At 39.6% G+C, this 22,704-nt stretch carries 18 protein-coding genes and 3 pseudogenes; 8 read left to right on the top strand and 13 right to left on the bottom strand.

Translation table 11 applies throughout. The features are described 5' to 3' along the window. Positions 1-66: 66 nt before the first annotated feature. The gene (locus P4S65_RS18150) at positions 67-432 is read left to right on the top strand and encodes a cupin domain-containing protein (protein WP_096794370.1); all 366 of its coding nucleotides are present in this window, start codon (positions 67-69) and stop codon (positions 430-432) included. Between the two features lie 110 nt (positions 433-542). Then, positions 543-905 (top strand): DUF3658 domain-containing protein, encoded by a 363-nt coding sequence (locus P4S65_RS18155; protein ID WP_096794375.1) that lies wholly within the window; start codon positions 543-545, stop codon positions 903-905. A gap of 439 nt (positions 906-1,344) precedes the next feature. Here the strand turns inward: P4S65_RS18155 and P4S65_RS18160 are convergent, their stop codons facing one another. Then, complete coding sequence (locus P4S65_RS18160) at positions 1,345-2,379, bottom strand: IS110 family transposase (RefSeq protein ID WP_337120796.1); 1,035 nt, start codon at positions 2,377-2,379, stop codon at positions 1,345-1,347. 288 nt (positions 2,380-2,667) lie between these two features. Between P4S65_RS18160 and P4S65_RS18165 the strand changes: the two genes are divergently transcribed. The 5 genes from P4S65_RS18165 to P4S65_RS18185 all read left to right on the top strand — a co-directional run bounded on the left by P4S65_RS18165 (position 2,668) and on the right by P4S65_RS18185 (position 6,796). After that, complete coding sequence (locus tag P4S65_RS18165) at positions 2,668-2,952, top strand: hypothetical protein (RefSeq protein ID WP_007377189.1); 285 nt, start codon at positions 2,668-2,670, stop codon at positions 2,950-2,952. 400 nt (positions 2,953-3,352) lie between these two features. Further along, positions 3,353-3,751 (top strand): GNAT family N-acetyltransferase, encoded by a 399-nt coding sequence (locus P4S65_RS18170; protein WP_337120797.1) that lies wholly within the window; start codon positions 3,353-3,355, stop codon positions 3,749-3,751. 297 nt (positions 3,752-4,048) lie between these two features. Further along, on the top strand, positions 4,049-4,891 hold the full coding sequence (locus P4S65_RS18175; RefSeq protein ID WP_337120798.1) for an HNH endonuclease: 843 nt from the start codon (positions 4,049-4,051) through the stop codon (positions 4,889-4,891). Between the two features lie 681 nt (positions 4,892-5,572). Beyond that, a complete protein-coding gene (locus P4S65_RS18180; RefSeq protein WP_096794380.1) occupies positions 5,573-5,926 on the top strand; it encodes a MerR family transcriptional regulator in 354 nt (117 codons plus the stop codon). Between the two features lie 60 nt (positions 5,927-5,986). Next, positions 5,987-6,796 (top strand): SDR family NAD(P)-dependent oxidoreductase, encoded by an 810-nt coding sequence (locus P4S65_RS18185; protein ID WP_337120799.1) that lies wholly within the window; start codon positions 5,987-5,989, stop codon positions 6,794-6,796. A 39-nt stretch (positions 6,797-6,835) separates the two neighbouring features. Here the strand turns inward: P4S65_RS18185 and P4S65_RS18190 are convergent. Next, positions 6,836-7,009 (bottom strand): annotated as a pseudogene (locus tag P4S65_RS18190) (IS110 family transposase); the annotation flags it as partial. Between the two features lie 62 nt (positions 7,010-7,071). After that, a complete protein-coding gene (locus tag P4S65_RS18195; RefSeq protein WP_337120800.1) occupies positions 7,072-7,974 on the bottom strand; it encodes a LysR family transcriptional regulator in 903 nt (300 codons plus the stop codon). Positions 7,975-8,104: 130 nt separating this feature from the next. Here P4S65_RS18195 and P4S65_RS18200 point away from each other — a divergent pair, with 130 nt between their 5' ends. Then, positions 8,105-8,863, top strand: coding sequence for an SDR family NAD(P)-dependent oxidoreductase (locus P4S65_RS18200; RefSeq protein WP_007377195.1), 759 nt, complete (start codon positions 8,105-8,107; stop codon positions 8,861-8,863). Positions 8,864-9,107: 244 nt separating this feature from the next. Here P4S65_RS18200 and P4S65_RS18205 read toward each other — a convergent pair whose 3' ends face one another. The 10 genes and pseudogenes from P4S65_RS18205 to P4S65_RS18250 all read right to left on the bottom strand — a co-directional run bounded on the left by P4S65_RS18205 (position 9,108) and on the right by P4S65_RS18250 (position 22,703). Further along, entirely contained in the window at positions 9,108-12,041 is a 2,934-nt protein-coding gene (locus P4S65_RS18205) for a TonB-dependent receptor (protein WP_337120801.1), read from the bottom strand. A 239-nt stretch (positions 12,042-12,280) separates the two neighbouring features. Next, positions 12,281-14,405, bottom strand: a pseudogene (locus P4S65_RS18210) (family 16 glycosylhydrolase). Positions 14,406-14,626: 221 nt separating this feature from the next. After that, entirely contained in the window at positions 14,627-15,589 is a 963-nt protein-coding gene (locus P4S65_RS18215) for a hypothetical protein (protein WP_232525569.1), read from the bottom strand. Positions 15,590-15,623: 34 nt separating this feature from the next. Then, the gene (locus tag P4S65_RS18220; protein ID WP_007377199.1) at positions 15,624-16,331 is read right to left on the bottom strand and encodes a hypothetical protein; all 708 of its coding nucleotides are present in this window, start codon (positions 16,329-16,331) and stop codon (positions 15,624-15,626) included. A 278-nt stretch (positions 16,332-16,609) separates the two neighbouring features. Further along, entirely contained in the window at positions 16,610-17,398 is a 789-nt protein-coding gene (locus tag P4S65_RS18225; protein ID WP_337120802.1) for a sterol desaturase family protein, read from the bottom strand. Further along, positions 17,391-18,071, bottom strand: coding sequence for a CDP-alcohol phosphatidyltransferase family protein (locus tag P4S65_RS18230; RefSeq protein WP_337120803.1), 681 nt, complete (start codon positions 18,069-18,071; stop codon positions 17,391-17,393). Before P4S65_RS18230 ends, P4S65_RS18225 begins: the two co-directional genes overlap by 8 nt. Positions 18,072-18,103: 32 nt before the next feature. Beyond that, entirely contained in the window at positions 18,104-18,742 is a 639-nt protein-coding gene (locus P4S65_RS18235; protein ID WP_007377202.1) for an ATP-binding cassette domain-containing protein, read from the bottom strand. A 71-nt stretch (positions 18,743-18,813) separates the two neighbouring features. Further along, positions 18,814-20,568, bottom strand: a complete 1,755-nt coding sequence (locus P4S65_RS18240) for an ABC transporter permease (protein ID WP_337120804.1) — start codon at positions 20,566-20,568, stop codon at positions 18,814-18,816. Further along, the gene (locus tag P4S65_RS18245; RefSeq protein WP_096794387.1) at positions 20,565-21,899 is read right to left on the bottom strand and encodes an ABC transporter substrate-binding protein; all 1,335 of its coding nucleotides are present in this window, start codon (positions 21,897-21,899) and stop codon (positions 20,565-20,567) included. Before P4S65_RS18245 ends, P4S65_RS18240 begins: the two co-directional genes overlap by 4 nt. Then, positions 21,886-22,703 (bottom strand): annotated as a pseudogene (locus P4S65_RS18250) (DUF547 domain-containing protein). Before P4S65_RS18250 ends, P4S65_RS18245 begins: the two are co-directional and overlap by 14 nt. Between the last annotated feature and the right edge of the window lies 1 nt (position 22,704).

A 22,704-nucleotide genomic window follows, 5' to 3' on the forward strand; every position in this document is an offset into this window, starting at 1 on the left:
TAAAAACAAATAAAAAACGAGTTAATCTACAGGCTCGTTAGCAGTACATAAATGTATGGAGTAAGAATGAAGTTTGATGCTATAAATTTTAAAGATAAGTTCTCGAAATTTACTGAACACTGGTCTCCGCGTGTTGTTGCAGAAATGAATGACTATCAATTTAAGTTAGTAAAAGTTGAAGGCGAATTTGTTTGGCATGATCATCCTGATACAGATGAAATATTCATCGTTTTGGAAGGTATCCTTAATATAGAATTCCGTGACGGCATCGTAACCCTAAATTCGGGTGAAATGTTTGTAATTCCAAAAGGTGTAGAACATAAACCTGTTGCTAACAGTGAATGTAAGATTATGATTGTTGAACCTAAAGGAGTCGTTAATACTGGTGATTCAGGTAGCGAGCTGACGGCTGAAAATGATATTTGGGTGTAAAGTACAGCTAACAAGTCAATAAATTAAGATTCGCTAAACATGTCATGCCATTTGCGGAGCAAATCGCCCGCCACATTTGGCTCACTTATTATTGAGGCGTTAGTTTTACGATGATGAAATCAAGTTTAGCAATATTAATCACAATGTATTTTCTTTTAGGTTGTGACAGTCGAGATGAGAAAACTATGGAAGTACCTGTTGAAATCGAATTTACAGAAAGTGACTTAAATTACTTTAATCAGCTTAGCCAATATGAATTAGAATTAATTGATAATACTCTTTATTCTCATACGAGTGAAAGTTGGCAAAAAATAGCTATGGTTATTGCCAAATCTTTAAAATTGCGCGATCAATTTAAAGATCTAAATGATATTAAGTTATTACTTAGGGTTCATCACTTGATAAATACTAGTAAGCTTGAATCACAAGGTAATATCAAAGCTATGCGTTTTAGTGAAGTAAAGCGAAAGTAAAACTTAGAATAACAAAGACATATATGGACGCTCCCTTGAAGTCAAGACGAGCCGATGTATAAACATCTAAGTTGGTGCTTTTATTCATTATCATGTATTCCATTTCGCAGTAATGATGCGTCACAAGCTTGCTAAAAAGCAAAGGTACTGACATATATTCGAGCTATGGTGTCATGATTATCATGCGCCATGCTCCTAATGAGCTTCGTACCAAGGGACCTAAAAAATATTCACCCAAACGAGATTGAATCTCGTGTCTTTATCTGGTTAACCTTGGTTAGCGTGCGCTTTTTATTTCATTATAAGTGAAGTACATACAGGATAAGCGTATGTTACGACTTAAGTGCCCAAACACCCACTCAGGTTTTAAAACCTATGTCATAATCAGGCTGTCTTAAGTCGTAAACTCGGGTGTGATTGGCGTGTAAAATACGCATAATTAAGCATCCTTGCGTGTATTTTGCACATACTGAGGTGAATAGAGGGTTTGCTTGGTCAGCAATACCCACATCAGTCGCGCCAATCTGTGCGCGGTGGCAACCACCACACAATTAAAGTGTTTTTTCTCGCGTAATTGATTTACCCATTGGCTTAGCGCATCTGTCTTATGGTGACTTCTGGCGATAATGGCGCGAGCACCGTGAATAAGTTGTTTTCGTAAGTAACTGTTACCGCGCTTAGTAATGCCTGACATTTTACTTTTATCGCCTGACGCGTATTGTTTAGGTGTTAATCCTAGCCACACCCCGAGTTCTTTTGCATTCTTAAATGCCTGACCGTTCCCGATTGATGCCGCATAGGCTGAGGCATTGAGTACACCCACGCCAGGAATGGAGTGAAGTATTTTAGCGTTTGTATCCCGTTCAACGTGTGCAGTAAGCATCGCTTCAATGGCTTTAATGCGTTTAACAAGGGTTTTGTACTCAGTGTAAATATCACTCACCATTGTGCGCAGTATTGGGCGAAGCTCAGAATCACTTTCTAACGCAATGAGGCCTTGCTCAAATACCTTCATACCGACAGGAAATACATACCCAAAATCGACCAATAAACCGCGTAACTGGTTGGTTGCAGCAATCCTGTTTTGCAGAAGTAGCTCACGTATCTTATGGAACATGAGTATTTCTTGCTGAGCTTCGGTTTTAATAGGAACGAATTTAATATGAGGGCGTAAGCTTGCTTCATAGATAGCAAATGCATCGTTACTGTCGTTTTTATTACCGCGAACAAAGGGGGTAACGTGTTGTGCAGGAATAAGGTCAACGGTATGACCGTAAGACGTAAATACTCTCCCCCAATAGTGGGAAGAATAGCAGGCTTCCATCACTACGCGGCACGGAGGGGTATTCGCCATGAAGGCGTTGAGTTTAGCTCTGTTTAAACGTTTATTGCATTCTCTTTTATGGTTAGAATTGAAGCCAGCGACTTGGAATACATTTTTTGCCAAATCAATTGATAATGTGCTAATTTTCATGACGGACGTTCCCTTTTAACTGAGTGAGTTCAATTACCAGTTTGGCGCATTGACGCCGTTTTGGGGAGCGTCCATCTCATCACCCACCTTAAATTTTGCACTTAACCACCGTAATTCCTTCCAAAAAACTAATTAAAACAACACCAAACTCCCACTTTATATTCTGCATAAAATACAGTAATAGATTGAACCAAAATAGGAACTCAGTTATGGTTTGTTTATTAATAAAAACAGATAGAAAACGGGTTAATCTTCAGGCTCGTTATATTTCAATGAAAGGAATCTACGATGAAGCCGTATAAAAATTTATCTACACAAAACTTACCTTTGCTATTGCTAATCACGAGGGTTACAACTGTTTTAGCGCTCATTGCTATTGTCGTATCAATTATTGCCTTTATCACATCTTTCTTCATGAAAACGGGATTTGGGATTAATCAATTGTTTGTTTTATCAACAGCTATATTTCCATCAGCCATGTTTGTTTTATTAGGCTCTGGCGTGGTGGCTGCAATTATCGCTTTTGAAGAGAGTTATCGTAAAAAATCCGAGGCGTATATTGCATCACTTTGAAATCTAAGAACTCGCCCTGAGGTGGATAGCATGCGCTAAAGCTCACTTTCCACCGCAAATTTTAACAGCGGTGAACCCTTACTTTTCAATGAAGTTAAGGAAGTTGATTCGTCTTAAAGCGTACGTGTTTTCCAGTACCTAAATAGGATTCGTATCCACCTAAATGCCAATGATCTGATGATGGTATTATGGAATTTCATTTTGGTTTTTTGCTGCCAACTATCCTGCCAATTTCACAAATGTTTGCCTTGAAAATTTAGAGTTAAGCCCTTTCACCCTAAATAAAAGCCACTCAACCCCCGTAATTCCTTCCAAAACGGCAATTAAAACAACACCAAACTCCCACTCTATATTCTGCATAAAATACAGTAATAGATTGAACCAAAATAGGAACTCAGCTATGGTTTGTTCATCAATAAAAACAAATAAAAAACGAGTTAATCTACAGGCTCGTTATATGCCTATAGAGGTTCTTCAAAATCATATGGAAATTCGCAATATTTCCTGGGAGCAAACAATCCCGCTTCGACAAAGTATTCTTTGGCCAAACAAGCCTCCTGAATATTGCCATGTAGATGGTGATCCTGATGCAATTCATTTTGGTACATTTATCAATGACGAACTTGTTTGTGTTGCTTCCGTATACATAAAATCACATAAAGCTCGCCTACGTAAGTTTGCTACTAAAACTGATTATCAAGGGCAAGGCATTGGCTCTCAAATGCTAAAGTTTATTCTTCAATCCCTTAATAATACGGTTGTAAATTTTTTTGGTGTGATGCTAGGGAATCAGCTTTAAGTTTCTATCAGCGTTTCGGTATGCAGCCATACGGAGAGCGTTTTTATAAAGCTGATGTTTCTTACTTTAAAATGGGAGTTGCTTTATAGTAAGTTTAAAGCGGCATATAACAAACTGTTTAAGGGTGATTCGCAGCAATTACAGCGACACCCATCCTAAATTTCCTTATTTAAATTAAGATGGGTGTCAAGTGTACTCTCAGGCTTTTGCTCCTTCGTCGCTAATTTTGGCCAACAATTTTTTGCCTCTTAACGAGGCGTTTATGTATTTATCGAAAATCTCAAAATCAGGTGAAAAATGAACTTAGTTGAGTCTACTGCTGAAGTAATCGAAAATGCTCGAGAATTTAGTTACATAGTTAAAGGGAATAGCATTGCTTATGACCGTTTTTCCCAGTTCTTCCATTGGTATTATTTCCCAGAGCTCAGCTTATTTGCTCCAAGTAAATTCATCGGGTACAGAAATACAACAGTTTCAAACTACGTTGGTAAAGGAAATGGCGGAGAGACTCAAGCTGTCTTAAATAAGTGGTTTTCCAAGCTAGAGGAGACATCAGAAGAGTACAAATTAGCTTCTGATGAACTGCAAAAATTTGCCACTAAAATTGGCAAAAAGTTATCAGCAAAAGTGTTTAATGGAACTGGTGGTATTTATTTACTTTCCAGCCACGTTAATATTTCTTTATATCCAGATGAGACTAACGAACCTGAATACAAAGAGGGTAAGGTAAGGCAAGTTACTGTAAATGCAATCGAACGTAATCCTGAAGCTCGACGAAAGTGCATTGAATATTATGGTGCCGTGTGTAACTCATGTGATTTTGACTTTTCTGAAAAGTACGGAGCTGAGCTAGGTTCAGGATTTATCCATGTTCATCACGTATTGGATATAGCTCTTGTTGGGAAAGAGTACAAAGTTGACCCTATAAATGATCTTCGTCCACTTTGCCCAAATTGCCATGCTATGGTTCATAGAACAAAGCCAGCAATGCACCCAGATCAGTTAAGAGAAATCATCAAAAAAATACATAACAAAGCATTTAAGAGTGATTCCCAATGCTTGGCATTTTTCATTCCATCGTTGGGTTTTGTGTTTACGGTGGTAAGGTTAGGTTTTGTGCTAGCGTTGCTCACACCTTAATAATTTTAAGGATAAAAAATTGAGTCTTGGAAGGTGGGATGACGCAATACTCAAAAGCCTCTTATTTGTGGGAATAGGCATTGCTGTCTCGGCTTTATTTACTGGTTTAGCACCATCATCAGTAAACGACCTTTTAGGGTTGGTTGTTACATTTTTACTATATGTGGGTGTTTATCTGTTTATTTCTATCGTAGGTTGGTTAGTAATTGGGTTTCCACTTCATTTTTTAATAAGCAAATACACAAATCGTTCCTATTTATATTATGCTGCTATACCAATGGCGTTTGTTCTACCGTCCTTGTTTTATAAAGGTTCATTGTTGTTTGGTCTCGCAGCACTATTTCAAGCCTTAATATTTCGTTTTTACGTTTACAAAAAAATATACCAAACGCATCAAACCTGATTCCGCAAGCAGGCCGGTTTTTTGCAAAACACGGCGCAAAAAAGCGTCCAACTTGCTCCGCTGTTTATGCGGGCGTTATAACCCTTTTTAGTGGGGTGGCCGTGTTTAGAGGATTAGGTCAATGGAAAAACTCATTGAAGCCTGCTCACCAAGTTTACTCTCAAACGGGCTAATAACAGCTGGCTATTGTTCGTGCTTCACACATTTCAGCCAACGTTCTTTAGCCGTTTAATGTAAGCATTAGACGATTATCTATTCCATCACTCATAAGGATTACTATGTTAATAGGTCGTGTTTCTGAATTGACTGGAGCAACTCGAAAAGCTATTCGGTACTATGAGTCAATTGGTTTGATAACGCTTCCAAATAGAAAAGGTAGCTACCGTATTTATAGTAATCATGATGTTATGGTTATAAGTATGATTTGTCGTGCTAAAACCCTTGGGTTTAGCCTCGGTGAAATCAAGGATATAGTGTCTAAAAAAACGGAGGAAAAGAAACTTCCTATTGATTTGATTCACCTACTTATAGATAAAAAAATATCACTTTTAAAACAAGAGATTGACGAGATTTTGCTGAAAAATGAGAATTTGAAGCAATTTAAAATAGATTTAGTTAAAGAATTCACTTGACCTTCCCCTCAAGGGAAAGGCTTACAGTTAACTGATAATTAACTCATAGGATGATTTATAGTGAAAAAGCTGAATTTAGAAAACACAAATATATTAATTACAGGCGCATCTTCAGGCATCGGGAAAGAGTTTGCTAAACAACTCGCTAGCAAAGGAGCTAAATTAATCCTAACAGCCAGAACGCATAGCGATCTAATAAGTTTAGCGCAAGAGTTAGAGCGTGAACATAGGAACATTTGGATTAAAACTATTCCCGCCGATTTAAGTGAACTAAATGGCCCTAAAAAATTATTTGAACAAATAAATGATTTAGGCTTGTCAGTTGATTATTTGATTAATAATGCTGGTTTTGGAAAATTTTGTGAGTTTTCTGGTGAGAGTTTTGAAACTTATCATAAAATGTTGATGTTAAATGTTAATGCATTAGTTGAACTTACTCATTTATGTTTGCCTGCAATGGTAAATAAAAATAGCGGCGGAATTATTAATGTAGCATCTATTGGTTCTTTTCAACCTTTACCATACCAGACTGTTTATGGTGCATCTAAAGCTTTTGTATTAAGTTTTTCAGAGGCTCTTACCGGAGAATTATTAGATAAGAATATTCGCGTCATGGCCTTGTGCCCCGGTACTACAGAGTCTCGTTTTATGGAAAATGCTAATGCTGATACATCCAATATGAACTTGGCTCCTGCAAGCAAGGTAGTTAAATCTGCGCTCGCGGCTTACGAAAAAAATAGAATGTATACAGTATCGGGTAAGATTAATTACGTAGTCTCTTTAATACCTCGATTATTTTCACGTAAAAGGACAGTCAAAATAGTTGTTAGCATGTTTAAGGACAATGTACTGGGAAAAAGCTTAGTTTAAGGTTCATATAAGGACATGCCTTGAGGTGGACAGCAAGCACTAAAACTCACTTTCAACCGCAAATTTTAATAGTGGTGAACCCTTGCTTTTCAATACAGTTAAGTAAGTTGATTTATCGTAGGGCGTATGTGTTTTTAAACACCTAAACAGTATTCGTATCCACTTAAATGCTAATGTTCTGATGATGCTATTATGGGGTTTTCCTTTACTTCTTGCTGCCAACTATCGTGGCTAAGTAACGATGCTTTAGCGCAAAATGAATAACGCACAGATTATTACTTTGTAAAGACGCTCAATTGTTCTTCAAGCCAAAGCATAAATGCACTTACGCGCTTGGGTAGATGGTGCCTATTTGGGTACAAAATATTGATTGGTAGGTCGGGCATCGCGTATTGAGGCAAAACTTGTATAAGTTCGCCAGATTCAAGGTATTTACTTATACCGTGAATAGGTGATTGAATAAGCCCGAAACCACTCAGTACTGCGCTTAAATATGCCTCTGAGGAGTTAACAGTAAGCTGGCTTTTCATCGTTATTGATTGCAATTGATTATTGCTATCTAAATATTCGAAACCCGGATCAGGGATACCAAGTGTTTGACTGTAGCGAACAATGTAATGATTTTTTAAATCGTTAAGAGTTTTAGGTAAACCATGATTTTTTACATAATAACGGCTTACGCAATTTAAAACTTGAAAGCTGCCCAAACGTCGTGCAATTAACGATGAGTCGGTAAGTTCGCCCACTCTTACTACGCAATCAAATCCTTCTTTAATGACATCTACTCGTCTATCGGAGCTGCCAAGTTCTATTTCAAGATTTGGGTGCATTTTTAAAAACGAACTTAAGTTTGGAATGATGGTATCTCGACTAACAGCTTGTGGCATATCTACACGTATTCGGCCTGTTAAACCTTTATCCTCACTTACAAATAAATTTTTTAAATCGTCAGCGTCGCTGATAATTCCTAGTGCACGTTGATAAAATAGCTCACCGTCTGAAGTCATATTTACAGTGCGTGTAGTACGGTGTAATAAACGCGTATTTAATGTACTTTCAAGCATGGTTACTGCTTGCGATACACTTGACTTAGGAAGATTTAAGCTTGTTGCTGCTTTAGAAAAACTACTGAGTTGCGCTACTTTAATAAAAATACGTATTGCGTTTAGGTCTTTCATAACACTGTTTATTGTTCGTTTATTTTGAACAGTGTAACTCTTTTCAGCCTGTTTATCTTTGTTGCTTGAAAAAATATACTGGCTTGGAAGTTATTTAACTCCCCGCTTTTATTTTCAACAGGATATAACAATGAACAAACGAATTGCAGTGATCACCGGTGGTAATCGTGGGCTTGGTAAAAGCACGGTGCTTTGCCTTGCAAAGCAAAATATCGATTGCATTTTTACTTACCGTCGTCATGAAAAAGAAGCAAAAGAGGTTGTAAAGCAAGTACAGGAGCTAGGCTCTAAAGCGGTTGCATTGCAATTAGATGTAAGTGATATGCTCGGCTTTGAGGATTTTGCACAACAACTACAAAATGTCCTGCAGACTCATTGGCAACAAAGTGAGTTTGATTACTTAATTAATAATGCAGGGGTGGGGCTTACTAGCAGTTTTGCAGACACAAGTGAATCAACTTTTGATACGTTAATAAATATTAACTTAAGGGGAGTATTTTTTGTTACCCAAACATTGTTGCCCTTTATAAAAAACGGTGGTCGTATTATTAATTTATCAAGTGGTTTAACGCGTTTTTCATTACCCGGTCATATTACTTATGCAATGACCAAAGGTGCAATAGAAGTAATGACAAGGTATTTAGCTCAAGAACTTGCACCTAAAAATATTACGGTAAATGTTGTAGCCCCTGGTGCAATTGAAACCGACTTTGGTAATGGCGTCGTTCGTGATAACGATGAAGTAAATGCGTTTATTACATCACAAACGGCAATGGGCAGAGTTGGTGTAACAGACGATATAGGGCCTATGATTGCTAACTTATTAGCGGACGAAAACCGTTGGATGACAGGCCAACGACTTGAGGTATCGGGCGGTATGTATATGTAATCATACCAACCGGCATGAATCTTTGAGCAATTTAGTGAATTAAATTTCACTATAGCGTCGTCTAAATTTTTCTTTAGAACAACTATGTACAAAAATTTTTGCCCAGCTCTAGCGTAATTTTCTTAACGTTAAATAGTCCCCATATATAAACAGATTGGTATCACTTATTAAAAAATTATGACTTTAGACAATAAAAAACCGCTCGGTGAGCGGTTTTTTGCATTTTTTACTAAAGGAAATTTAGTTAGAACGTGTAACGAGCACCAATTGAGTAACGAGGACCGTATTGATTAGCAAATAAGAACTGCTCTTCGTAACGTCCGTAACCTTCTTCGGTTGCATTATTTAAGTTTATGCCATCAAAAAATACCGTTACGTTTTCGTTTACATCGTAGTTAACGCTCATATCCCATTGGCCATACGCTTTAGCATATTGCGGAGGCGCATCAGCTGAACCTTGCGCTTGGCCTACACCAATTAGGTATGAGTCGCGCCATGCATAAGTAATTTTAACTGATAGGCCGTCTTTTTCGTAAAAGCCTTGGAAGTTAGCTGAGTCACTTAAGCCTGTAAGTGGTGCTTGTTGATCAAGGCTTTCGCTATCAAATTCAACGTCGCCATCTACAAACGTCGCGTTAACACCAACACCAAAACCGGTTTCACCAATTAAGTGTTGAACAGCTACTTCAAAACCATCTACCGATTTACTGTCGGTGTTTTGTGGTTGGCTAATATTCCATGTAATTAGCGGATCGTCGCTGTTTGGCTCAATAACGCCATTTGCATTGCCGTAACCGCTGGCAATCATTTGTGCAAAAATAGCGTCGGTTGTTGCTTGCTCGCCACGTGATTCAATATCGCTTACGGCTTGTAAGTAACGAGGGCCGTTTAAAACATCGTACAAGCCATCAATAGTGGTTTGCGTAATGGTGGTTTGAATAAAGTTATCAACATCTTTTTTAAAGTAACCAACAGACGCGTAGCTGCCTTCTGCGTAGTAATACTCAAGTGATAAATCAAGGTTTGTTGATTCAAACGGCAATAAGTTTGTATTACCTTGACTACCTGTGCGAGAACCTGGTTTTGGGCTGCCTGTTAAGCTGCGGCCACCGGCTAAATTACCTAGTGGTGCACGCGACATTGTTTTACCCCAAGATACGCGGGCTACTACGTCTTCAGTTAAATCAACACTTACGTCGATTGAAGGCAGTAAAACATCGTAATCACCTTGTTGCTCTAAGAAGTTATCATCGCCGCCAGCAGCGTATTGCATGATCCACTCAGAAGCGCTGATCCAATTAACTTGATCTTCAACGCGTTGACGTACAGTACTGGTTACGTCTGTTTGCTCATAGCGTAGGCCTGCATTTACTTTTACGTAGTAGTTACTTACGTCAAATTCCCAGCTTGATTGAACATAAAAGCTATTAGTGATTTCTTCTACGTAACTTTCGCTGTCAATACCATCCATATAGGCATTAGCTGCGTATGCATCTGAGCCTGTTACATCTGCTGTTAAATAAGCAATTTGGCGTGCAACAGCTTCATCAAAGTCATACGTGTAGTAGTAATTAGGTTGTAAGTCGCTACCGCCGCCAGCAAATTGGTCTAAAAGACCCGATGTATCGTGACGTGTAAACATGCTATCTGGGAATATTTCTGTATACGATGGGTTAAAGCCTGGACCACCTACTAAACCACTCCACGCGGTGTAACCACCGGTGTTTTGCTCAGTACGTGATGTACCAAATTTAACTTTAACTAAACCAATGTCGTAGCTTTCGTTATACCACGTAGTATGTAGTTGTAACTGTTCAATGTTTGACTCACCCGGTGAGTGAGTAAACTGACTAAAGTTTGAGTCAATTTCGCCTGGTGTTAGTTCGCTTGTGCCGTTTAACCAGTTAACTTGAGCACTTGGAATATCGCCTGTGCGGTAATCGTAAATTTTATTAGCAAGCTGATCTGAGCCCAAAATCACTTGGCCGGTACTGCCTAGCCCGTCATCGGCGCCGTTGTCAGTCTCATTTTTAGAGTCGTGGTAATCAAGCTCTACGTGCCATGTGTCGTTAATTTCCCAATCAAGATTTAAACCAAGTGAGCGTGCTTTTACTTCTGTAGTACCTTTATTGGCTGTGAATGACGCATCGTTACCGCTAATATCAGCATAAACAGCTGTACCATTTTCATCTAGTTCGTAGCCATTAATATTGCTACCAAAGTCGTTCCAAATACCCCAACCAATACTCTGAGAACCTGTTACAGCTTTACTTGCGGTGTAATCAAGTGTTGCTACAAAGCCATCTACCGGTGCGTATTGAAAGGTAACTTGTCCGTTTGTTCGTTCACGTTCTACATCTTCAATAGAGTAGTTCATGTCTTTAGGGAGGTAGTAGTTACCTGCAGGGTCTGTGCGGTTATCAACTACGTTGCTGCTATCTAATTCAGGTAAGTCTACGTTTGCCTGCCAGCCTTGAATATTGGCACTTTGTTTTTGAAAGTCACGCTCTTGGTGCGAAAATGAAAAACCAAAACCAAAAGTGTCATCTACAAAAGTATTGCTATAAACCGTAGAAAACTCTGGTGTTACGTCATCGCCAGCTTCGTTTGACGAGTCGTGGTTTGCTTTAACGGTAGCTGAAAAGTTTTGACCCGGCTTTTGAAAAGGGCGCGCAGTAGAAATATTAACTGTTGCACCTAAGCCACCGCTTGGCACGTCTGCACGTGCTGTTTTAAATACTTCAAGCGCACTTACGCCTTCAGAGGCGATGTTTTCAAGGTTATACGAACGTGTATAACCTGTGCCCGGCATTTGGCGGCCATTTAAGGTAATTAAGTTAAACTCAGGACCAAAACCACGTACTGTAATTTGGCTACCTTCACCGTTTGCACGACTTACCGATACACCGGTAATACGTTGTAATGATTCTGCTAAATTGGTATCTGGGAATTTACCCATTTCTTCAGATGAAATGGCATCTACAATGCCAGAAGAGTCGCGTTTCATATCCATAGAACGAATAAGTGAACCACGAATACCTTTTACTTCAATAACTTCTACATCAGATGAAACGCTTGTTTCTGCTTCTGCCGCAATAGCTGTGTTTAATGTGCTCGCAGCAATGATGAGAGACACAGAAGCCGCAAGTTGGCTCTTTTTAAAATTGAATGTGTTCATAATAGCTCTGCTTTATAAAATGTTGTTCAAGAGTGAAGGTGCTGTGTAATACCAATTTTATTAAAAATATGATCATTCTATCGCATTAAATAACTCACTAACTGAGTTAAATTATTCATATAGAACAACGATATGTCACAATTTCGCCTTGTTATTGTGCTATTTTCTTAGCGCTATAATAGGTCTCTTGTTTAATGCAATTGGTATAAACACCTAGAATTTTGTCAGTGAAATCTTAATTATGGGTTTGAAATTTTTACATTATCAACACGGTATACTGCGCCAGCACCTTGGCCCCAATTAGGAAAAATCATTAATACATCTATTGCACTTACATCTAAACCGGCAGCCGATAAGTCAGAAAGCGTATAAGTATATGTTTGCCATTCGTTTAAAATAGGGGCAATGCCTTCAAGACTTTCAGTAAGTGCGAGCTCTACGGCAGAGTCACCTTCGTTTGATTCAACTTTGAAAAACCATGGGGCATCGGGTGTGCTTGGCATACTCGTAACTTTCATATCAAACGTAATTTGACCAACCGTTATGATAGCGCTTGCATCAAATGCTTCGCCGCTCCCGCCAACAGATGTACGGCTATTAAAGCCCATTACAGTGGGCGCATCGTTTATTGTAAACTCTGCAGTTATACCATGTTGTTCATCATCCATTGCTTCCACTGGCGTAGAGCCGCTACAGCAGTCCCACATTGGCCAATCAAGATTTTGGGTATCAGAGAACACATCAAGTTCAGGGAAATCTTGCGTAACTTTTACATCATCTACTCTATATACAGCGCCGTTACCAGTGCCCCAAGCAGGAAAGATCATAACCGCATCAATTGCGCTAATATCTAGGTTTGCAGCAACAAGATCGGTTAATTTAAAGGTGTATGTTTGCCATTGACCTACAACAGGGGCAATACCTTCGACGCTTTGGGTAATAGGCAATTCGGCAGCGGTAGGGACGTCACCTGCGCTTTCAAGCTTAACAACCCATGTAGAGTTTGCATCAGCAGGTGCGCTAGTTACTTTCATTTTAAATTGAAAATACCCTTGTGCTAACAGGGGTTGCATCGAAAGGTGATACTACGCCTGCTTCATCAGAAATGTTTGCTGCTCTTGAGATAAAACCGTTTACAGTTGGGTTTTCACCAACACTAAATTCAACTGTATTACCTTGCTGAGCGTCAGCTACTATTGCAGGAGTTGAACCTCCGCAACAATCCCATGCAGGCCAATTAATATTAAAAGAATCACTAAATATGGTTAATGGAGTAACTCCTCCAGCTATAGGAACTGGTGCCTCACCCTCAAGTAAGGCATCGTTTAAGCTATCGTAACCTGGGCGAATGGTTTCACAACCTTTACCTGTATCAGGGTTTGATGCACATTGATAAACACGTACGTAATCAATAGCAAAGGTTTGGCCGTTTTCAAATGCGCTAGCGTCTACACCTAAATCATTAACGTTTTCAGGCCAGTCGCCGCCTACTGCTAGGTTTAGCAATAAGTGAAAGTCTTTATCAAATGGTGCGCTATCCCAATGCGTTGTAAGTTCGCCAGAACCTTGTTCAAAGTATTCTGCAAACCAACCACGATGTTTTAAGCCCGCAGGCTCATTTTTGGAATTATATAAAACCTCAGATTGACGCTGAGTTGCATAAAGGTAACCGTCTACGTACCAGCGAATTTCACCTTCTTGCCATTCAACAGCATACGTATGGAAATCATCTGCCGGATTAGTATTCTCAGGGAATTTAAATTCTTTGCCCGTAGAGCTGTTATCTGGCCATGCACGTCCGTAATGAAGGGTACCGTGAATACTTGACTCTATCCCGCCGTCTTCATCTGGTGTTTTAAGGTTTACTGATTCTAAAACATCTATTTCACCAGAACGAGGCCAAGTGCCGTAAACTTCATCTGTTGGCAGCATCCAAAATGCTGGCCAGCTACCTTGCCCCGATGGAAGTTTGGCGCGCACTTCAAAACGACCATATGTAAAGTCGGCGTTGTAACGCGTATTTAAGCGCGCTGAAGTGTAAGGTTTTTCTGCACCTTCTTCGGCCGGTAGGGCAACAATGTTTAACACACCGTCAGCAATAAATGCATTATGCTCGCTGTCGGTGTAACACTGTTTCTCGTTGTTACCACCGCCATTGCAGTTTAATTCGTAGTTCCATTTGTTTGTATCAATGGCTGAGCCTTCAAACTCGTCGCTCCAAACCATTTGCCAATCTGATACTGGCTCAGAGGCATCTACATTTTCAAAATTTGATTTAGTGGCAGAGTCACCACCACAGCCAGCTAACGTAACTAAAGAGATAGCGGCAAGTAAACGTGTAATGTGCGTTGTTTCAATGTTCATAACTGAACCCCGGTTTCAACAGATTATTGTCAGATTAATTGTTTTTGAGCTTTGTTTTCGTGCTGTAAGCGCTTACATTTTTAACTTGTGTTTTGTAAGCGCTTACAAATGATATTGCGGAGTGACGAATTGGTCAACTTATTTGTCTAATTTATTTACAATTAGTTTACGGTAAGACCTATGCAAAAAATCTAATTAACTTGAACTGAGATTAATGAATATCATTGTTGGTTAACCCAAGGCCCACTATAAACCTTGTTTTTATCGCTATAACACTGCAACGCTTTTCTTTTTACTGCACTGGGCTCTTCTCTAGACAATACTCTTGTTATAGACAGCGCTTGCAGAGCTAAAGTTGTATTGTTCAGAGCTTGTTTACTAGAAGCGCCAACCCACATTATTGTTTCCTCACTCCCTTGAATAAGCACTTCAATACGTTGTGGCTGGCCCTCAAAATCGGCGCGTTGAATAAGGTAGTCTTTGTTTTTAGTAATACTTCCTACACTGGTGATATTAAATAGTGGAGTTTGAGTAGGGTTTAGTATATAAATTATGACCTGATGGTGCTGAATTTGTAAAACAACTGACTGGGAAATTTTATTTTCTAATGTTAGGTGATACCAACCTCTATTAATAAGGCCAAGATAGTGTTGGTATTTTTCAACTATATATCGTTTTCCGCCTGTAACAATATGTCGAATAGGTAGATTCGGGCTAGGAGATTCTATTGCTGTACTGAGTAAAAAACACTCTATTTGTCCACCGTTACCACTGGTAATCGACAGCGAAATTGTCGATGTATCGTTACCTGAAACTAGAATTAGTGATGCATCGCCTTGTTTGTTTTCTGAGCCTGGAATTGTCATTTTTTTTGGTGCTTGCTGATTACTCCAATTTACATCTAGGAAAACATTTCTGTCATTTTTGGACGTATTGTATATAAGTACACAGTAAATACGTTTAGGAAACAAAGACGTACAGGTTATAGTTTGTCCTTCACAGAGATCTACTCTTTCTCCTATACTCCAGCTATTTGAATTTTCTGGGTTACTTATTGCCTTGCTATAAAAAGAGGGAATGAGGGTAGATGTAAATAAGCTTAAGGAAAGTTTAATAAACTTTCTTCGCGCTTTAAGTTTTTGATTACTTTGTAATGGTTCAGGAGAAGATGTTTTAAATTTCATATTATTCATCGACTCCTGTTACATTAAAGCTAACTTAAATGTATTGAGCAACTATGGTTGAGTCAGACGAATTTTGCTGACTATCAGCATTCATCCATACTTTTTGCTGACCATTACCTTGGCCTTGGTAAGTGATCGTTTGTGGTTGCCCTTGTGGTTTAACAACTTCATAGCTTGAACCTTCAGCTACAGTACCTGTAGGTACGATTATATTACTTGGGTCGCCCACAGGGTTATTTATAAATACTTTTGCATGGTTCTCTGAAAACTGAACAGAGATAAATTGAGTTTGTGGACTATTCAGCGTCAACTGATACCAACGTGACTCCGGTACTGCGTAGTATCTAGCGCGTTTGTTAAATTGTTGCAGCTCACCATTGAATGGTAATTGCATGTTTTCGATGCCTGATGTATTGGTTGGCATACCAACACTACCGATCCATGCATCAATTTTTGCGCCACTTTGATGGCTCACAATCGACACATTAGCGGTTTGTGTATCGTTTCCTGAAATAAGGGCTAAAGCCGCTAGACCATTATTTCCGGTTGTTCCTGGGACATTGACAGTCTTAGGGGGATGGCCGTTACCTATATTTACGGTCACTGGGATATTTTGGTCTTCCCCTGAAGCATTATATAAAAATACAGCGTAAAGCTGTCCTGCCTTTAGGTTTTCGCACTGTGCTGTGTCACCACCTGTAAGTTGAATAGAACGTCCATCATTCCAAGTAATTGTACTCATAGCTCTTATCTCCAATATAATAAGTTTAAGTTCTAAGTACCAAAATGAGCAATCGTTGCTCAATACATCAGGTTTGATAAGAGTAGTTCTATTTAGCAATAATAATTATTACACTTTATTACACTTGTTTAAGAAAGCTGGATTTTAATATTTTATTGTAATAATAAAATATGAGTATTGTTATTGTTTGTCTATTTATTCAACAGTGTGTTTATAAAGTCGTTTAATTCAATTGTAGAGTGCAATCGTTTATTTAGTGAACATCAAGTTAAGCTCACTTATTTTTTAAATGGCATGATCAATAAGCCCCACAACGAGGCATTTTGCTTTTGGCTTGGGTATTCTTTTAAGCCAATATTTATATTTGCGTCGGTTTTTTTAGCTTTACCTTTGTAACTACCAAATAATTTATCCCACCAAATTACACTAAAACCATAGTTTGAGTTAGTTTCACTAACCACTTGGCTATGGTGAATTCGATGCAATATTTGCGTCATTAGTATTAAGCGCAGTGGTTTTTCAATGGCATTAGGTAGGCGTATATTTGCATGGTTAAATAATGCTAAACCATTAAGTGCTATTTCAAATATAAGTACCGCAATGGCAGGTACGCCAAGAGCAGTTACTGCAATGAGTTTTATAAGTATGCTCAGTACAATTTCGATAGGGTGAAAGCGCAAGCCCGTACTTGTATCAACATGCGCATCGGCGTGGTGTACACGGTGCAAGCGCCATAAAATAGGCACTTGATGAAATAATCTATGCTGCCAATAAATTAATATATCGAGTAAAAGTATGCTCAATATAATAATTAAACTGCTTGGTAGGGCTATTTGATTAAATAAGCCAATGCCGTGCTCTTGATTGTAAAGTGCAACAGCGGTTAACCCAATGGGTACAACTAAGCGCGCAATAACTGATGAAGCAAACACTAACCCAAAATTAGCAAACCAACGTGTACTGCTTTTAATAGGTGCTTGGCGAGCAGGCTTTTGCCATTCAAGCAGCATCATTATAATTAAAATGCTAAAAAAGCAGCCGAGTCGCCACCATACTTCATTAGTCATTTATTACCTCAGAATTTGCACTGCTAGGCACGTTTTCAGCTGCTTTGTTAGCATCGGCTTCTTGTTGCTTAAGCGTGTGATAACCGCCATGTATACGGGTAAAAATAGTTATGCCACACGCAATAGCAAAAATGCTCGCCATAACTGCAAAGTGCTGCGGCCAAATACAAAATGCAATAAATAGCGCTATTGTTTCAGTGCCTTCGGTTAAGCCGTTTAAGTAGTAAAAGCTTTTGTATTTAAATTGCGGTTTTTCGAGTTTAAATTTTTCGGCGGCAATCGCAAAAGCTAAAAAGCTTGAGCCCGTACCAATAAAAGTGGCAAGTAATAACGATCCCGCTATTGCGTTTTGCTCAGGGTTTGCCAAAATAAAGCCAAGCGGAATAGCCGCGTAAAATAAAAAGTCGAGTGTGATATCTAAAAAGCCACCTGCGCTTGAACTTTGGTTTGCATAGCGTGCTAATGCGCCATCAAGTCCATCTAAAATGCGATTTAAAGCAATAGCAACTAATGCGCCGTACCACATTTCAAACGCCAGTAATGGCACGGATAATAAGCCTACTAAAAAGCCTACCACAGTGAGCTGATCGGCGGTTATGCCGCGTTTATGCATAAGCATAACCGCAGGTGTTAAAAGTGGCTTAATTACAGGGGTGATAAATTTGTCTAGCATGTTTGTTGCCTTATGCGTATTAAAGCCACGAATTAAAGTGCGCTATTTAAAGTAATGAGTTTGCCATTTGCAGCGTCGGCGTCGCTATGGTCATGAGTTACCATAATTGCAGGTAGCTTATGATCGCGTATTTGGCTAAACACGAGTTCGCGTGTATCAATACGCAGTTGGGTGTCGAGTTTGCTAAAGGGTTCGTCGAGTAAAATGGCTTTAGGTTCGCTCAGCAGCATACGTAATAATGCAACACGGGCTTGTTGCCCGCCCGATAAGTTATCGGGGTGGCGATTACCCATGTCTTTAAGACCGACTTGCTCAAGTGCGTGTGCTATTTTTTCAAGGCGTTGTTTTTTATTACCTTTAGGCATTGCAAAGGCAATGTTACCAGCAACAGTTAAATGCGAAAACAACAAAGCGTCTTGATAAAGTACACCAATATGGCGTAAGTGTGGAGGGGTATTATCGATATTTTGACCATTAAGCCACACCTCACCATTGGCCTTAAAGCTACTTGGTAAAGTACCCGTAAGCCAATTTAATAAGCTTGATTTACCACTGCCTGATGGGCCCATAATAGTCAGAATTTCACCGCCATTAACTTGCTCGTTTAAGCTAAGTAACAGCTCATTTTGGCGATAAAGCTGACAATTTTTAATCTGTAACGATGACTGCATTAAAAAACCTTAACCCTGATAGTGTTAAACATGGGAGCTTTAAATATGTGCCCGTTTAAACTCGCGTACTTTTAAACACGTGCACTTTTGAAAAAATATTTAGGTAAACCCCATGCCAGTATGAATCCAATAAGTGGCAACGCCATTTGCATAATAGCGTACACGGCACTGGTGCGTCTGCTTGCGCCATTGGCAAGCGTAACAGCTTCGGTTGTTATTGTGGCTATGCGCCCGCCGCCAGCTAAAAGCGTGGGGAGGTATTGTCCAAAACTAATTGCTAAGCCCAGTGCGGCTGCAATTAAAATAGGGGCAAACAACTGAGGTAGTTTTACTTTAAAAAACACCTTGCATGGCGCTGCGCCTAGGCTTGCTGCAACATGAGCAAAACGAGGATCTAAGCGCCTATAACTGCTCGCAAGTGACAAAAACACATAAGGCAACACAAACAGTAAATGCGTAAGTACCACATTAAAAAATGCGGCTTGGTTATTTACCAATTGTTGTATCCATACTAGCCCAAACAAAAAGGCAATACTGGGTACTAATAACGGTAAGTAAATAATTAAACTGGTAAAACGAGAAATCGGTTTGTCACTCAATTGCTCTGATTCTAAACACAATAGAGTAAGAATAATGGCAAATAATGTGGTTACTAAACCGATTGCTAGGGTATTAAAAAGCGGGCTGCTCATTTGCATTAGCGCACTTTTAAAATGCAGTAGTGTAAATTGCTCAGGCATTGCATCTGGAAAGCGCCAAAAGCCTGCAACCGACCACATAACTAAACCAATAAGTGACAACATTATAAAGCTAATTACTAATATGGTGAGTACGACCGTTATTTTTTGCCAATAAAATCCGCCGTATTCGCGCACTCCATTAGTGAGGGAGTCGCTAAATAGCACTTTTACGGCCTTTTCTGCGCCAAGCCAAAGGGCTAATAACCCACCTGTAACAGCCAGTTGTAATAAAGCGCCCGCTGAGGCTTTAATGCGCAGGTTTAAATCAACATCGTTAAACCAATGCATTATTGCAACGGCTAACGTGGGTGGTGTATTTGGGCCTAAAATGAGTGGCATTTCTACACTTGCGCTTGCATAGGCAAGCACTGCTAAAAGGGGCAAGCGCAGCAGCGGATAAAGACTTGGCAGTATTACTTTAAAAAAGGCGGTCATTGGGCAATAACCCAAGTTAAGCGCAACCTTATGTTGCTGGCGTAATTTTTTGCCAAGCTCAGGTTGAGCAAGTACGCCCAGTGCCATTAATAATAAAAAGGGAAGCTCTTTTAGTGTTAAGCCTAAAATAATACTAATACCGAACGAATCATGCGGAAACATGCCGTTTGGCGCAAGTTCCCAGCCGCTTAACCAAGGCGACGCTAAGCGTGAAATCATACCTGAAGGGGCAATTAAAAACCCTACTGCAATAGCCGCGGCGGCATGAGGTATCACTAATATAGGGCTCAATAAACGCTGAATTCGGTTAAGCCACGGGCTATTAAAAAACGCAGCTAAAATCATTAAGGTAATGATAAATGCAAGCAGAGTACTTATTAAGCCCGTTGCAACGCTTAAGGTAACCATTTGAGTAAGGCCGGATGTTTGCCAAAGGGCATTAAAACCTTGCAAGCTAAACGTTGTTTGCTCAAGTACGGGCGCATAACCAAAGGCAGGCAGCAATACGCTAATTAAGCCACCAAGTACGGGTAGTATAAGTAAAGCGAGTAAAAATCGCGGGCTAAATTTTACAATGCGCGTAAACATATCGGTGCTGCACTGCGTTGTTGCTTTGGTATTTACTGGTACACTTTTTGAAATAACGCTCATTGGCTTACTCCATAACGGGTTTGCCAACCTTGCATAATGGCGTTTACCCAGCTTGGATGAGGTTCGCTCAATGTGCGTTTAATACTGTTTAAAGGCAGTGCACTTGGATGCGGTTTAGCTGTTTTAAATAAGGCTTGTTGTTCAGGCGTTAACGTTGATTGAATAAGTACGCTTTTATCGCCCCATATATGCGCTTTTTGCTTTTCAGCTTGCGCTTCAGGGCTGAGTAAAAAATTAGCCACTAATTGCGCACTTTGCTGGTGGCTTGCATTGTAAGGGATTGCCACAAAATGGGTATTACTTAAACTGCCATCACTCATTGCATAGCTGCGAATGCTGTTTGGTAAATCATAGCGTTTTACAGCTGCGGGTACTTCAGGTGCTGAAAAAGTAAAGGCTAAACTCAGCTCTGTATCGTCCACAAGGCGGCGCATTTGAGCACCACTTTGCATAAAATGAGTGCCACCACGCCAAAGCGTTGGGTGTAGTTTATCTAAAAAGTCCCACAGTGGGTTTAACACTTGTGTTGTATTTTTAGTTGTAGCTGGTTGGTTTAGCTGCGCTTTAATATTTTCGCTGCTTTGCTGATGCAGTACAACTAAGGCGTATTTTAAAAAGCTCATACCTAAAAAGTCAGGTGGCTTTGGGTAACTAAAGCGACCAGGGTTTTGTGCGCTCCAGTTTAATAATTCGTTTAATGTCGTCGGCAATTTATTGTTTGCCTTACCATTTATTGCAATGCTGTCGTAATAAAACGTAAGTGACGCTTGCCCCCATGGCGCTTCCATCCCATTGGTAGGTAAACCAAAATCAAAGGTTACAGCAGGGTTATTAGCAGCATCGGTTAATGCAAAGTAGGGGAGTTTACTCGCCCATTGCTTTAAAAGCAGAGAGTGCTCACTCATGGTGGCAAAGTTAGCCCCGTTGATCCACATTAAATCTACGCTGCCTTGGCTGTTGTTGTTTGCTGATTTTTCGGCGAGTACACGGCTTACCGCTTCGCTGGTGTCGCTTAGTTTTACATGCACTAAGTTAATGTTGTACTTAGTTTTAACTTGCTGGGCTGCCCATTGAATATAAGCATTTATTTGTGCGTCGCCGCCCCATGCATAAAAGTATACATCTTGATTACTACCAAGTGCTTGAACTTGTTGCCATCGAGATTGCTGCTGTGTGTGTATTACCAAATCACTTTTATTATTTGCAGTAATAACGGTATTAGCAAACACAGCGCTCGAAAAAACAGCTGAATTTGCGATTGTACAAACGTAAAACGCGACACAGCAAAAGCTGTATCGCGCCTGTGTTTGCCAAAACTTAATGGCGAACATTTAAATCCCAGTTGTAGTCTAAAAATTTAACTTCCATGTCATCATTTTTAAGTGCTTTTTGCTGAGCTGGTATCAGTTTAAGTGCATCGCTGTATTGCAAGAAAAACTGCTGTAGCGTGTTTGCACCTCGAAAGCCTTTTTCAAAGTCATCGCCGTACCACTTAAATATTGAAGAGAGGCTTAGCGTATTTTCTTGAGCCATATTACGTGTCATATCTGATAAAAAACGCACCGTTTGCTCTTGCAATTGGCTCTCTAAATCAGTGGCTGTATACGCTTCTTCTCGAAGTGCAGGGCAACCAATACTCGCGCAATTTACTGCAAAGTGAATGCGTGGGTCGTTGTATTTCCCGCTGCCACGTATTAAACCATGCTCTATATCATCAAGGCTGCGAGTTTTGCCAAGTAAAGGAATAAACTCTTTACTCCACGGTGAGCTAAAAAACTCCCTAACTCTTTGATTGATTTAAGATCTGGATACTTAGTCAATATAAGTTCAACAGTCCATGCGTTATATGCATTGATTAAAAAAGCGAGTTGTTTAGGCTTTTCCCATGCGTCGAATTCGCTTTGCGTTACAGCCGTTAACGAATCTAAATACGTTTTTAGCTGTGCATGCTCACGTTTTATGGCAGCGTAATCAACCTCAGTACTGTGATTATGGTTAATGGCGACAACATGCTTATTTAACAATGCATTCCAGCTATCGTGCATGCTCTGGGCTTGGGCCGAAAATGACGCTGCAAACGATGTTACAACTAAAGCCGAACCAAGTAGTAATGCTTTTAAAGGTGTTTTAAACATA

The sequence above is a fragment of the Pseudoalteromonas sp. B131b genome, assembly GCF_037162545.1.
GTDB lineage: Bacteria > Pseudomonadota > Gammaproteobacteria > Enterobacterales > Alteromonadaceae > Pseudoalteromonas > Pseudoalteromonas fuliginea.

Coding starts and splice junctions, on each gene's coding strand:
- P4S65_RS18160 (WP_337120796.1), bottom strand. CDS start 2,379: ATGAAAATTAGCACATTATCAATTGATTTGGCAAAAAATGTATTCCAA.
- P4S65_RS18215 (WP_232525569.1), bottom strand. CDS start 15,589: ATGAAATTTAAAACATCTTCTCCTGAACCATTACAAAGTAATCAAAAA.
- P4S65_RS18235 (WP_007377202.1), bottom strand. CDS start 18,742: ATGCAGTCATCGTTACAGATTAAAAATTGTCAGCTTTATCGCCAAAAT.
- P4S65_RS18225 (WP_337120802.1), bottom strand. CDS start 17,398: ATGACTAATGAAGTATGGTGGCGACTCGGCTGCTTTTTTAGCATTTTA.
- P4S65_RS18220 (WP_007377199.1), bottom strand. CDS start 16,331: ATGAGTACAATTACTTGGAATGATGGACGTTCTATTCAACTTACAGGT.
- P4S65_RS18205 (WP_337120801.1), bottom strand. CDS start 12,041: ATGAACACATTCAATTTTAAAAAGAGCCAACTTGCGGCTTCTGTGTCT.
- P4S65_RS18240 (WP_337120804.1), bottom strand. CDS start 20,568: ATGAGCGTTATTTCAAAAAGTGTACCAGTAAATACCAAAGCAACAACG.
- P4S65_RS18200 (WP_007377195.1), top strand. CDS start 8,105: ATGAACAAACGAATTGCAGTGATCACCGGTGGTAATCGTGGGCTTGGT.
- P4S65_RS18230 (WP_337120803.1), bottom strand. CDS start 18,071: ATGCTAGACAAATTTATCACCCCTGTAATTAAGCCACTTTTAACACCT.
- P4S65_RS18155 (WP_096794375.1), top strand. CDS start 543: ATGATGAAATCAAGTTTAGCAATATTAATCACAATGTATTTTCTTTTA.
- P4S65_RS18165 (WP_007377189.1), top strand. CDS start 2,668: ATGAAGCCGTATAAAAATTTATCTACACAAAACTTACCTTTGCTATTG.
- P4S65_RS18170 (WP_337120797.1), top strand. CDS start 3,353: ATGGTTTGTTCATCAATAAAAACAAATAAAAAACGAGTTAATCTACAG.
- P4S65_RS18180 (WP_096794380.1), top strand. CDS start 5,573: ATGTTAATAGGTCGTGTTTCTGAATTGACTGGAGCAACTCGAAAAGCT.
- P4S65_RS18175 (WP_337120798.1), top strand. CDS start 4,049: ATGAACTTAGTTGAGTCTACTGCTGAAGTAATCGAAAATGCTCGAGAA.
- P4S65_RS18245 (WP_096794387.1), bottom strand. CDS start 21,899: ATGTTCGCCATTAAGTTTTGGCAAACACAGGCGCGATACAGCTTTTGC.
- P4S65_RS18150 (WP_096794370.1), top strand. CDS start 67: ATGAAGTTTGATGCTATAAATTTTAAAGATAAGTTCTCGAAATTTACT.
- P4S65_RS18195 (WP_337120800.1), bottom strand. CDS start 7,974: ATGAAAGACCTAAACGCAATACGTATTTTTATTAAAGTAGCGCAACTC.